This window comes from Agriterribacter sp., assembly GCF_035444585.1.
Lineage (GTDB): Bacteria > Bacteroidota > Bacteroidia > Chitinophagales > Chitinophagaceae > Agriterribacter.
Map to the genome: position 1 here is coordinate 1 of NZ_DAOMOZ010000141.1, position 13,172 is coordinate 13,172.

The 13,172-nt window shown below is 46.4% G+C and carries 12 protein-coding genes; all 12 read right to left on the reverse strand.

What is annotated here, in order from left to right:
* Window positions 1-17: 17 nt before the first annotated feature.
* On the reverse strand, window positions 18-1,145 hold the full coding sequence (locus PLH26_RS14555) for an acyltransferase family protein (protein ID WP_324586760.1): 1,128 nt from the start codon (window positions 1,143-1,145) through the stop codon (window positions 18-20).
* A gap of 124 nt (window positions 1,146-1,269) precedes the next feature.
* Window positions 1,270-2,439 (reverse strand): trans-sulfuration enzyme family protein, encoded by a 1,170-nt coding sequence (locus PLH26_RS14560; protein ID WP_324586761.1) that lies wholly within the window; start codon window positions 2,437-2,439, stop codon window positions 1,270-1,272.
* A 116-nt stretch (window positions 2,440-2,555) separates the two neighbouring features.
* Complete coding sequence (locus PLH26_RS14565) at window positions 2,556-2,984, reverse strand: OsmC family protein (RefSeq protein WP_324586762.1); 429 nt, start codon at window positions 2,982-2,984, stop codon at window positions 2,556-2,558.
* Window positions 2,985-3,243: 259 nt separating this feature from the next.
* On the reverse strand, window positions 3,244-4,755 hold the full coding sequence (locus tag PLH26_RS14570; RefSeq protein WP_324586763.1) for a TSUP family transporter: 1,512 nt from the start codon (window positions 4,753-4,755) through the stop codon (window positions 3,244-3,246).
* 180 nt (window positions 4,756-4,935) lie between these two features.
* Window positions 4,936-6,609 (reverse strand): assimilatory sulfite reductase (NADPH) hemoprotein subunit, encoded by a 1,674-nt coding sequence (gene cysI / locus PLH26_RS14575; protein ID WP_324586764.1) that lies wholly within the window; start codon window positions 6,607-6,609, stop codon window positions 4,936-4,938.
* A gap of 83 nt (window positions 6,610-6,692) precedes the next feature.
* The gene (locus PLH26_RS14580; RefSeq protein WP_324586765.1) at window positions 6,693-8,390 is read right to left on the reverse strand and encodes a diflavin oxidoreductase; all 1,698 of its coding nucleotides are present in this window, start codon (window positions 8,388-8,390) and stop codon (window positions 6,693-6,695) included.
* Window positions 8,374-9,225 carry a uroporphyrinogen-III C-methyltransferase gene (gene cobA, locus PLH26_RS14585; RefSeq protein ID WP_324586766.1) on the reverse strand — a complete coding sequence of 284 codons (852 nt, stop codon included), beginning with the start codon at window positions 9,223-9,225 and terminating at the stop codon, window positions 8,374-8,376. The genes PLH26_RS14580 and cobA overlap by 17 nt, the downstream gene beginning before the upstream one ends.
* A 50-nt stretch (window positions 9,226-9,275) precedes the next feature.
* The gene (gene epsC / locus PLH26_RS14590; RefSeq protein ID WP_324586767.1) at window positions 9,276-10,085 is read right to left on the reverse strand and encodes a serine O-acetyltransferase EpsC; all 810 of its coding nucleotides are present in this window, start codon (window positions 10,083-10,085) and stop codon (window positions 9,276-9,278) included.
* Window positions 10,086-10,145: 60 nt separating this feature from the next.
* Complete coding sequence (locus PLH26_RS14595; protein ID WP_324586768.1) at window positions 10,146-11,390, reverse strand: sulfate adenylyltransferase subunit 1; 1,245 nt, start codon at window positions 11,388-11,390, stop codon at window positions 10,146-10,148.
* A 118-nt stretch (window positions 11,391-11,508) separates the two neighbouring features.
* A complete protein-coding gene (cysD, locus tag PLH26_RS14600) occupies window positions 11,509-12,417 on the reverse strand; it encodes a sulfate adenylyltransferase subunit CysD (protein ID WP_324586769.1) in 909 nt (302 codons plus the stop codon).
* A 31-nt stretch (window positions 12,418-12,448) separates the two neighbouring features.
* Window positions 12,449-12,571: a hypothetical protein gene (locus PLH26_RS14605; protein ID WP_324586770.1), complete on the reverse strand. Its 123-nt coding sequence runs from the start codon at window positions 12,569-12,571 to the stop codon at window positions 12,449-12,451.
* A 3-nt stretch (window positions 12,572-12,574) separates the two neighbouring features.
* Window positions 12,575-13,172 (reverse strand): phosphoadenylyl-sulfate reductase (locus tag PLH26_RS14610; RefSeq protein ID WP_324586771.1); only part of this gene is annotated, 598 nt, incomplete at its 5' end.

The window sequence follows — 13,172 nt, forward strand, 5'->3', positions numbered from 1 at the left end:
TTCCCACAGCAGTAATTTTAACATTTAACGGAACTTTTCCTGCAATGTGGGTTAATGAATATCTTCTTCCTGTATAAAAAATACAACAATAGCCAAACCAGTATCAGCGCGCCCAAAGCATTGCAGGCGGGTTGCCATTTTTCGGCTACATGCATATACCATCCGCCAAAGAGCAATTTGGAGCTGTAATCAAAATCTATGAAGCGGATACCCAGATAGATGACAAGTGAATTCATGCCGATCACCTTAAAAAAGAAGGCCCATTTGCGGTAACCATGCACATCAGTGATCCAGTAAAACAATGCGAGGAAAAGAAAAGCCATGCCGGCAGTGAGCAAAATAAATGAGCTGGTCCATAGATGCTTGTTGAGCGGGAAAAAACTGCTCCATAACAATCCAAGTGCAATGGAAGCTATACCTGCTATGCTCAGCTCCAGTAGTTTTTTATATCCCGGTTTTTGCTTTTGAAGCATGTCCCCGGCAAATGCGCCCAGAACGGTAAGGCAATGTGCGGGCATTTGAGTGAGCAAAGCATTTTCATCGTAGGTTTTTTGCAGCAGCCGGCCGGGCATGAAAGTACGGTCGAACCACCCCACCAGGTTCCCTTCAAAAGAAAGATCACCGGCGCCGTAGCCCGGAACAGGTATTAAAAAGAGTGCGGCACAATAAGCAATCAATATGCCGGCTACCCAGTAAAGCCTTTGCCGGGAGGAGAGATTGAGGTATAAAAGGGTAGTAATAAAAGTGGCGAGCCCGATACGGCCCAACACCGTGCCATAGCGTATTTGAGCCGGATCAAAAACATTCAGCGGAATATTTTTATCGAGTATGCCCAGCACAATAAGAATAAGCATACGGCGGAATGCTTTCCTGTATAACTCTTTTTTGTTTATTCCCCTGCTTATTCCCGATTGTATGGAATAGGACAATGCAATGCCTGCTGTAAATAAAAAAAGCGGGAATATAAAGTCGTAAAAGGTAAACCCGTTCCATGCAGGATGAGTAAGTTGTCTGGCAATCCAATCTATCCAGGGTAAACCGGTAGTGCCTTTCAGACGAACTAAAAAAGCGCCTCCGCCCGAAATGAGCAACATGTCAAAGCCCCTGAGGGCATCAACGGAAAGCAGTCGTTTTTGTTTTTCCATACAATTTAAGATCATAAACGGTTCAGGTTTATGAAGATAAAAAATGAAAACGACTCTTATCGGAAAAGAACGATTTAGCTCTCACGTTTCACTTCTCACTTTTCACGTTCAGCACAGCACCGCGTTAGCTTTTCTCCAGTGCCTGCACAATGTCGGCAATGATATCATCTGCATGCTCAAGTCCTACGGAAACGCGTATCAATCCGGGTGTAATGCCCACAGATTCCTGTTCTTCCGCGCTGAGCTTGGAATGCGTGGAAGATGCGGGATGAGAAGCAATACTGCGGGTGTCGCCCAGGTTAGAAGTTAAAGAGAGCATCTGCAAGGCATCCATAAATTTCTTGCCGCCTTCAACGCCTCCTTTCAGATCGAAAGTAACCAGTCCGCCGCCGCGCGTCATTTGTTTTTTGGCAATTGCATACATGGGGTGAGAAGGATGGAAAGGATATTTGATCCAGTTCAGCTTTGCATGGCCATCCAGCGCCTTCACCAACGCTTCGGCGTTATCGCAATGCCGGTGTATGCGTACATCCAGCGTTTCCAGGCTTTTGCTTAATATCCATGCATTGAAAGGAGATAGCGATGGCCCGGTATTCCTGCAGAACAGGTACAATTCATTGATAAGGTCTTCCCTGCCCACTACTATGCCTCCCAGCACCCGTCCCTGTCCGTCGAGCCATTTGGTGGCTGAATGCAATACCAGGTCTGCCCCGTATTCAGCAGGCTTTTGAAGGATCGGTGTGGCAAAGCAGTTGTCCACGAGCAGGATGATGCCATGCTTTTTTGCCAGCTTACCCAGCCATTCCATATCCACAATATCCAGTCCAGGGTTGGTGGGGGTTTCTACGTAGATCATTTTGGTATTGGGCCGGATCAGTGATTCCCAGGTTTCGGGTTTATTGATATCCGCATAGCTGTAATCTATTTTCCAGCGGTAGAGGTATTTGGTAACGATGGTATGCGTGGATCCGAATATGGATTTGCAGCTCAGCAAATGATCACCGCTGCTCAAAAAAGCCATGAAGCAGCCAAAGATGGCGCTCATGCCCGAAGAAGTGGCGAAACCTGCTTCGGCACCCTCAAGCGCGCACATTTTATCGATGAGTTCCTGAACGGTAGGGTTGCTGAACCGGCTATAAATATTACTGTCATTCTCTCCTGCAAATGCCGCCCGCATCTCTTCGGCATCCTCAAAACAAAAGCTGGAGGTAAGGAATAAAGGGGTGCTATGCTCCATCTCATTGGTACGGGAGGTTTGAATACGCACAGCCTGCGTAATAGGATGTTGCTTCATCTGCTTAAATTTTTTTTAAATTGCCAAAAGTGAAGTGCGAAACACTGGTGTATAGCGGGCAGCTTGTTGCGATAACGGCTATGCTGATGTTCATTTCACATTCCCTGCGTGTTCGGTCATAGTTTCACCTCATTCCCATTCACCACTACTTTCCATTTTAATGTTGCTCCTGCCTTGTGCAGGGTTGCTGCAACGGAGCAGTATTTGTTCATGGACAGCTCAACCGCGCGGTGCGCTTTGGCGCCATCAACCTCTCCGGATAAATGAAACGTGATCTCCACTTCTTCCCACAGAGAGGGTTCTTTCCCTTTTTCTCTTTCACCGTCTATATCAATGGAAAAGTCTTTTATGGTTTGTTTCTGCTTTTTTAATATGCTTACCACATCCACTGCGCTGCATCCGCCCAGGCCGGCCAGCAACAACTGCATAGGGCGAAAACCTTTGCTGTTGCCTCCCTGTTCTTCCGGAATATCAATAGACAGCTTATTACCTCCGGAGTCTGTAGCGGTAAATCCGTAATCATTTTCGGTGCGGTGTAATTGCATTAACGGCATTGCTTTTAAAATTTGGGGGCAAAGATACAAAGCAATCGGGGTTTTTGAACTGTTCCGCCCAATTAACCGGTAGTTAATCCGCTTTACAGGACCATCTGTATTTTCTCATAATGATGGTACTGCCAGACTGTCTGTTGTTAAGTTAAGCGTGAAACGGCAACAGGAGGATCTGACTTCTGTTGTCTCTCTTCTTACGAAACGCGATGAAATATTGTTTTTTACGCAATTCTGTATTAATAAACAACGGATGCTAAAACACCCCCGCCGACTTTAATAATATCCTGAGGCTCCAGATGATTACCATGGAACCTACTGTTATAAGCATGGTTTTGGCAGGGAGCTTACCAACCAGCCTTGCGGCCAGCGGCGCCGCTATCACGCCCCCGATGATCAGTCCAACAATAACCTGCCAGTGGCTTACACCGATCATGGTAAAAAAAGTGAGTGCGCTGGCGAACGTTACAAAAAATTCTGTTATGCTTACGGAGCCTATCACAAAGCGCGGGCTCCGGCCTTTCGATATCAGTGTGCTGGTAACCAACGGCCCCCAGCCGCCGCCGCCAAATGAATCTAAAAATCCGCCTGCGCCGGCCAGCCATCCTACACGTTTTACTTTTTTGTTTTTTTTGCTTTTCTTCCTGAAAGAAATGATGAGAATGCGTACACCCAATAGCATGGTATAGGTAGCGATCAGCGGCCGGATGTACCCTGCATACTCCTCACCGAATTTGGAAAGCAAAAAGGCGCCCAGTACGGCCCCCACTATGCCGGGGATCAACAGCGCCTTGAATAATTTTTTATTTACGTTACCGAATTTATAATGGCTATAGCCCGAAGCGCCACTCGAAAACATTTCCGCTGTATGTATGCTGCCACTAATAGCGGCGATATTAATACCAAGCGACATCAATACCGTAGTAGATACCACGCCGTAACCCATACCCAATACGCCATCTACCATTTGTGCAAGAAAGCCCGCAAGGATCATCCAGTAAAACCTGCTGTCTAATTGCTGTGCGCCCTCTTTGATGGAATCAATAAGACTTGCCAGAGGAAGGTAGGAGAGCACCACATGACCTGCGAACATGAAAAAGAATGCAAACAGGCACCATGTAACGATACGCCGCCATCTTTTTTCACTATTATTTTTTGTTTCAAGAACATTCTTTACAGAAAGCACCCTGGTAATATGGTTCAGCTCATGCACCTTTTGTGCGAAGCTGCCGTTCATTTTTGCACGGAGAGCTTCCATATTATGCAACACATCATCCAGTTCTTCAGGCAATACATCATTAAATGCTTCTTTTAAACGCTTGGCAATGGTAGGCGATTTGCCATTGGTTGAAATAGCTACTTTGAGGTTGCCCTTTCTTACAATTGACCCCAGGTAAAAATCACATAAATGCGGCGTGTCGGCAACGTTTACCAGCAAGCCCCTTTCGTGGGCGTCTGATCTTACCTGTTCACCCAATGCTTTATCATTCACAGCTACTATCACCAGGTCGGCATCATCCAAAAATGTTTTATGATAGGCGCTTTCAATAACGGTTATACCGGAATGCCTTCCGGCCAAAGCTTTTACAGCTTCCTTTACTTCCGGTGCAACAACGGTAATGGCAGTAGAAGGAGAATTTTGCAGCACTGCATGCAGCTTCTCCAGCCCAACATTGCCCGCTCCTATGATCAGCAGCTTCAATTGCTCCAGCTTTAAAAAAACAGGGAAGAGCTGATTGGTTTCCTGTATCGTTGTCGTTTCTGTCATTGTATTGTTTAAGTGAAGCTGTCGTGGTTTGTAATTTGTTGTTTATAGTTTATGGCTCAGGATTCGGGTTGCAGGGTACAGGGTGCAAGGTTGACAAATTTGACTGCGGTCTGACGCTCCTGTATCGCGTGCCGACCGCTTTCATTTTCAAATTCCCACATTTTCAAATTTTCAAATTAATCAATACTCCACCCACTTCACTCTTTTGGCAAAGTCGCCAAATGTTTCACCGGCTTCACGTTCACCACTATATATTTTGAATAACCCGTCGAGCTCCTGTATGAGGGCTTCCTCATTTAAGCTTTCCCTGTATAATTTATTTAATCTTGTGCCTGTTCTGTCGCCGCCGATCTGCAAATTATAGAATCCGTAGGCAGTGCCTATAAAGGCAATTTCCGCCGCATAAGGCCTGGCACAGCCATTGGGGCAGCCCGTCATGCGTACACTGATATTATCATCCTGCAAGCCGTATTTATCCAGCAAGGGTTCCATTTTGGAGATGATGCCGGGTAAAACACGCTGCGCTTCTGCCAGTGCCAGCGGACAGGTATTGAATGCCACGCAGGCAATGGATTCCTTACGAAGCGGACTGGCATGATCTGTATGATCAGTGATCCCGTATTTTTTCAGTATCGCATCAATCTCAGCCTTATCTTCTTCGTTTACATCTGCTATGATAATATTCTGGTTACAGGTAAACCTGAAATTGGTTTTACGCAACTGTGCGATATCAAGGAATGCGGTTTTTAAAAGCTGCTGTTCATCATCAAGCACCCGGCCGTTTTCAACAAAAACCGTATAGTACCATTTGCCTTCATGATTTTTGTGCCAGCCGTAAAAATCTGTGCGACCCGTAAATTCATAAGGCCGTTCAGGTTCAAGCTTAAATCCGCATCGTTTTTCCAGCTCGGCTTTAAAAGCTTCCACGCCCATATTGTCGAGCGTATACTTCAGCCGCGACAACTTCCTGTCGCTGCGGTTGCCGTAATCGCGCTGAACCGTGATCATTTCGTAAACGGCTTTTAAAACTTTTTCTTCACCCGAAACAAAGCCCAGCACGGTTCCCAGTCGCGGGTAGGTGGCAGCATTACCATGTGTGGCGCCCATGCCGCCGCCGGCAGCTATGTTGAACCCTATCAGCTTATCATTTTCCAGTATCGCAACCAGCCCGCAATCATTGGCAAAAACATCCACATCATTGTTGGGCGGAATGGCAATGCCGATCTTGAATTTGCGCGGCAGGTACCTATCCTGGTATAGCGGATCTTCTTCCTCCTTTTTGTCGGTCAGCGGTTTTTCGTCTAACCACACTTCATAATAGGCTTTCGTTTTAGGCAGACCAAGCTGGCTTAGTTTTTTAGCATAGCCGAATATTTCCTCATGTACAGGCGAGAACTTTGGATGGGCGGCGCATATTACATTCCTGTTCACATCGCCGCAGGCCGAAATGGAATCCAATTTGGCTGTATTAAATGCTTTTATTGTGGGTTTTACATTTGACTTTAAAATGCCGTGCAACTGTATGGTTTGCCGGGTGGTAATTTTAATTACGCCGGTAGTATAGTTTCCTGCCACATGATGCAGGGCTTCCCATTGCTCGCTGGTGATAAAGCCGCCGGGAATGCGCAGGCGGATCATAAAAGAATAGAGCCATTCTAATTTTTTTGCGCTTCTTTCTGCTCTTCTGTCGCGGTCATCCTGCTGGTACATACCATGAAACTTTACCAGCGCCCGGTCGTCTTCCCGGATGGCGCCTGTAATCTGATCCCTCAGGCTTTCCTTTAAAGTACCCCGCAGACCGTCGCTCTTCATTTTTATATGTTCCGTTGATGACAGGTTATTTTTTTCAGACATGTTGTTTTATTTGCTAATTATTATTTTAAACTAACTACTCACCACTCACCACTCACCACTCACTACTCACTACTCACCACTGCCTAATATACGTCCAGCAAATATCTTCCTTCTTCTTTCAGTTTTTCAACAACTGAAACCGCTTCGGTTACCGATTTGCCGCCATAGTGCTGTGCAATCTGGATCAGGGCATTTTCTACATCCGTGCTCATCGGGGCTCTTGTTCCGCATACATATATGTAAGCGCCTTCACTGATCCAGTGCCAGAGCTCTGCCGCATGTTCCAGCATGCGGTGCTGCACATATATCCTGGATTTCTGATCGCGTGAAAAAGCGAGATGCACATTCGTTAATACGCCGGTATCGGCCCAGTTCTGGATCTCCGTCTGGTAAAGAAAATCGGTAACGAAGCACTGGTCGCCGAAGAAAAGCCAGTTGCGCCCGCCTGCGCCTATTGCATCCCTTTCTGCAAGGAAAGACCTGAACGGTGCAATGCCCGTGCCCGGGCCAATCATAATAACATCTTTGTCGGCAGCGGGTAGCTTGAATTGAGTATTCTTGTGAACGTAAAAATCAATTGTGGAATCGGGCTCCAGTTGCGATAAGAAATCAGAGCACAGTCCATATTTTATTTCCCCGTTAATGCTGAATTTATCCCTGGCTACCGTAATATGCACTTCGCCGCTATGGGCTTCAGGTGAAGAAGAAACGGAATACAGCCGGGGTGCGATGGGTTCAAGGATAGGTATTACCTGTTCAAATTGCGCCGCATCCTTAACGGGATAAATACGCAAAAGGTCAATCAGGTCTATGCGTGTATCGGGTATTTCCTGCTGTATAACAGATGCGTATTGCTTTACCACTCTTTCCGGCAGGTGAATGATATTTATTTTACGGGTCAGTACATCGGCTATGGTATACCGCTCTTTCCTGAATTCGATCTGACTGTCGGGATCTGCGCCGGTAAGTGCTAAAATATTTTCTACAAGCTCTTTTCTGTTGTGCGGTATCAAGCCTATGGAATCGCCGGGTTCGTAACTGATCTCTTCATCCACGGCAATTTCAATGTGATGTGTTTGCTTGTTCGATCCCCTGTCATTAAGATCCAGGTTGGTGAGTATGGTTCCCGTATAATTTTTTTTGCCTTTGGGTTTTCTGGCAGGTGCAGGCGCTGCACTGCTGTTACCGCCGTCACTTAAAGCTTTCATGACCTGCGAAAACCATATAGCTGCCTCTTCGCTATATTCAGTATCACATTTTTGCAGGGGCACGATCCGTTTTGCGCCCAGCTTGTTGAGCTGGATGTCCACATCTTCACCGGCTTTACAGAACATCGGATAGGAGCTGTCGCCCAGCGCAAGCACACTGAATTTCATTTTATCAAGCGAAAGCGGTTGCTGGTGAATATGATCGTAAAACTTTTTTGCCGTAACAGGCGGTTCGCCGTCGCCTTGTGTGCTGATAACGAGAAATGTATATTCTTCTTTTACCAGGTCGGTAATGCGATACTGGTCTATCGAACTGAGCTTTACATTGATGCCGCTTTTTTTTGCCTGCGCGGCAAATTCAGTGGCAACCTTTTTGGAGTTGCCGGTTTCGGTACCAAATAAAATAGAGATCTTTTTTACACGGGGCGTTGCCTGTGCTTCTGCGGGCGCACCGGTTCCATTGGCCTCTGCCGATACCAGTCCCGCAATAAATCCATTCATCCATACCAGCTCTTCACGTGATGACTGGGTAATAAGATCCTGGAATGCTTTTAATCTATGCTCTGCTAACATGGGCTTGCTGATTATTATTGATATTATTTTGTAATGATGCTATGGGTTTAAAATAATGTTCCCGCTCTGCACTGTTCGCTAACCAGGCGAACTGCTCATGCAGGGCTACTACTTTGCCTACAATGATCAGCGAAGGAGACAGGAATGACATTTCACCAAGCTGATCATTGAAATCGTATATATTGGCCGTGTGCACCTGCTGGAAAGCTGTGGTGGCCTGTTCTATTACAGCAATATGCTTATCCCTGCCAACGCCATACCGGACCAGTTTGGATACGATGCCTTCTACCGTTTCGGCCGACATATAAAATACGAGTGTATCACTGGTTGCCGCCAGTTCCTGCCAGTACTGGTCGGACACGGTATCGGATTTGTAATACGTGAGCAACCGTACTGCCGTTGCATATCCCCTTGCCGTTAAAGGAATGCCTGCATACGCGGCTGCACCTAAAGCAGCGGTTACTCCCGGCACTATTTCATAGGGGATCTTATTTTCCTTCAGTACCTGCAGCTCATCCAGGATATTGGAGAAGATGGATACATCGCCACCTTTTAAACGGACCACTAATTTGCCGGACTGTGCATATTGCAGCATCAGCCCGTTAATGGTTTGCTGGGGGGTAGACGCACCGCGGCGGCACTGCTTGCCTACATATATTATTTCGGCTAAGGGATTTACATACTCCTTCAGGATATCATTGCTCACCAGGCGGTCTGTTAATACAACATCAGCCTGCTGCAGGTAGCGTGCAGTTTTTATGGTGATCAGCTCCGGATCGCCCGGCCCCGCGGCGGCCAGTACCACTTTTCCATACGTAGAAGTTTCTGCCGGCATGATTAGTTAACTTGTTTTGTAGACTTTAAAGAGAAAAAAATTATTAGTTATTAAAGCTCTGTTTTTGTTGCCTGTGTTATACCGCTCTGATGCTCTGCAATTGTATTACGGGGCACGCTTTTGGTCAGCCACATGTTTCCGCCAATGACGCTGTTCTTACCAATTACCGTTTCCCCGCCCAATATGGTTGCGCCCGAATAGATGATAACATTGTCTTCAATGGTGGGATGCCGCTTGCCTGTAGCTTTTTCCCTCGACATGCTTAATGCCCCGATGGTCACTCCCTGGTACACTTTTACATTTTTTCCTATTACGGTCGTTTCACCTATTACGATACCTGTTCCGTGATCAATGAAAAATGACTCGCCTATGGTTGCACCGGGATGTATATCAATGCCTGTTTTACTGTGGGCATATTCGGTAAAGAGCCGCGGCAGCGTTTTTATGTGCTGCTTCCACAGTTGGTTGGCAAACCGGTATATAGCAATTGCATAAAATCCCGGATAGGCAACGATCACTTCTTCAGGCGACTGTGCTGCGGGATCATAACGGAATATGGACTGTGCATCTTTTTGCAAAATATTGTACAGACCGGGAAGCGCTGCAAAAAAATCATCGCTTGCGGTTTGCGCCGCCTTGCCATCCTTTACCACTTCATATACCAGTGTAGAGAGGTGGCTCTTCAGCGATTCGAATGCTTTCTCCAGTTCGTATTGATTCTGCTGCCTCAGGCTGGCAGGAAGAAACAATAAGCTGAAGAGATCATCAACAAAAAGCGTAGCCAGCTCCTTATCGGGAATAGCCAAAAAGGTTTTATTTTTCCGTTCGGCCAATTGCGCTATGAATTTTTTCTGAGACATTTTTGCTTTATACGGTGTGTGTTGTTTTACGTACTAAACGAAGATCGTTTTTACCTGCTGTTACTGGATCATGCAGGCGCCTACGGTTACATTGCTGGTTTCATCAATCAGTATGGCGCCGCCGTTAACACGCAGATCCCTGTAGCTGTCGTATACTATAGGAAGCGCTGTTTTGATCACCACTTTTACAATATCATTCAGCTCCGCCTGTGCCGGGGCATGATTTTTTTCGAGTGAATTAACATCCATGCGGTAGGCAATATCCTTTACAATGCTTCTTACCCTTGTACTGTTTATCTGGAGCAGGTATTTATTGCCGGGGATCAGTGGCTTGCTGTCCATCCAGCATAAGAGCACTTCAAGCTCCTGTGCGGTTTGCGGCAGGTCATTGTTCAGCACAATAACATCACCGCGGCTGATGTCAATATCTTCTTCAAGGTGCAGCACTATCGCCTGCGGTGCAAATGCTTCATCAACAAGCTTCCCGCCATCTGTTTCTATTGCTTTGATTTTGCTGGTTGCTCCCGACGGCAGAACGGTTACGTCATCTCCTTTTTTGTAAATACCGCTTATGATCTTGCCTGCGTATCCGCGGTAATCGTGCAATGCTTCTGTTTGAGGGCGAATAACATACTGTACGGGAAAGCGGGCTTTATCCAGGTTCACCACCTTTTCTACTTCTACATTTTCCAGGAGGTGGAGCAGCGACTCCCCTTCGTACCATTCCAGTTCGGCGGATCGTTCTACAATATTATCTCCTTTCAATGCGCTGATGGGAATATAGGTCACATCATTTAATCCAAGCGCCTTGGCCAGTTTGGCATACTCTATAACAATATTATTGTACACGTCCTGCGAATAATCTACCAGGTCCATTTTATTAACGGCAACGATCACCTGCGGCATATTCAGCAATGATGCGATAATAGAGTGCCGGCGGGTTTGCTCAGCAACGCCATTCCGGGCATCAATCAAAATAACGATCAGGTCTGAATTGGACGCTCCGGTTACCATGTTGCGGGTGTATTGAATATGCCCCGGTGCATCGGCAATGATAAACTTACGTTTGGGTGTGGTAAAATATTTATACGCCACATCAATGGTAATGCCCTGTTCTCTTTCTGCACGCAGCCCGTCTGTAAGCAGCGCCAGGTCAATATCGCCTTCCGCCCTGTTCCTGGTTTGCTTTTCTATCGCTTCCAGTTGGTCCACCATGATGTTTTTACTGTCGTACAGCAATCGCCCTATTAACGTGCTTTTGCCGTCATCCACACTTCCCGCTGTTATAAATCTCAGTATGTCCATTGATGTTATTTGTAGTTTCTTATTTATAGTTTATCGTTTAAAGTCCCTTACCACTTATCACTTACCCCGTCCGAACGGTGTTCAGCCGGGCGGGCACTTGCTCCTTACTTCTTACCACTTAAAAATACCCGTTCTTCTTCCTGTCTTCCATTGCCGCTTCCGACACTTTATCATCTATCCTTGTTTCACCCCGTTCGCTGGTTTTGGTAGCTATGATTTCGCTGATGATATCCTCAATGGTTGAAGCGCTTGAAGCCACGGCGGCTGTGCAGGTCATGTCGCCCACTGTGCGGTAACGCACTTTTTTCTGTACAATCACGTCCGTTTCGTCTATCCGTATAAAGTCGGATACTGCCACGTACTGTCCTTCGTATTCCAGCACTTCACGGTCGTGCGCAAAGTAAATGGAGGGCAATGCTATTTTTTCACGGCGTATATAGTTCCATATATCCAGCTCTGTCCAGTTGCTGATAGGGAACGCCCTTACATTTTCACCTTTATGAATTTTACCGTTATAAATGTTCCACAATTCGGGCCGCTGGCGTTTGGGATCCCATTGACCAAACTCATCACGAACAGAAAATATCCTTTCTTTTGCTCTTGCTTTTTCTTCATCCCTGCGGGCGCCGCCTATGCAAACGTCAAAACCAAATTCTTCAATGGTATCCAACAATGTATAGGTTTGTAGCTGGTTGCGGCTGGCAAACTTTCCTTTTTGTTCAGTAAGCCGTTTTGCTTTAATGGTATCTTCCACATTGCGCACGATCAGCTTTTCCCCGATCTGCTTTGCCAGGTGATCCCTGAATTGTAAAGCTTCGGGAAAATTATGGCCGGTATCAATGTGCACTAAGGGAAATGGGAATTTGCCGGGACGAAATGCTTTGAGGGCAAGATGTACCAGTGTAATAGAATCCTTTCCCCCGCTGAACAATAAGGCCGGTTTTTCAAACTGTCCTGCAACCTCACGAAAAATATGTATGGATTCCGATTCCAGTTCGTCTAAATAATCCAAATGGTAGTTGTTCATCTATTTCAGTTAATTGTGTTATAGTTAAAGTTCATGCGCTCAATTCCAAATGCTGCATGCGGTCTGACGTTCCTTCGTCACGTACCGACCGCAATATTTTCACCCGCCTGTTCAGTCGCCCGCCCGGATGACTCCAGTCGGACGGGGCAGGCATTTCTCACATTTTCACATTTCCCACATTTTCCTCATGTACATGCAGCCCGCACTCTTTCCGGGTTGCATCTTCCCACCACCATCTGCCGGCACGAAAATCTTCACCAGGCTTAATGGCCCTGGTGCATGGCGCACAGCCGATGCTTACAAAGCCTCTGTCGTGTAAGGGATTGTAGGGAATATTGTTTGTATTGATAAATGCAATTACTTCATCTGTTGTCCAGTGAAGCAGCGGATGATATTTTATGATGTTATTGGCAGCGTCCCACTCTATTTGCTGCATATCGCTGCGGCCGGGTGAATGTTCGGCACGTATGCCGGTGATCCATACTCTTTTATTTTCCAGGGCTCTTTGAAGCGGCTCTACTTTGCGGATAAAGCAACATTGCTTGCGGTTGTCAACCGACTCATAAAAGCTGTTGGGGCCTTTTTGGGCAACAAATTGCTGGAGCGTCAGGCTGTCGGGATAATAAGCTGTGATGGGCCGGTTGTATTTTTCCAGTGTACGGCTCCAGGTAGAATAGGTTTCCGGGAACAGGCGACCGGTATCTAAAGTAAACACCTGTATCTGCAGTGATCCGTCAAATATAAAGTGGGAAATT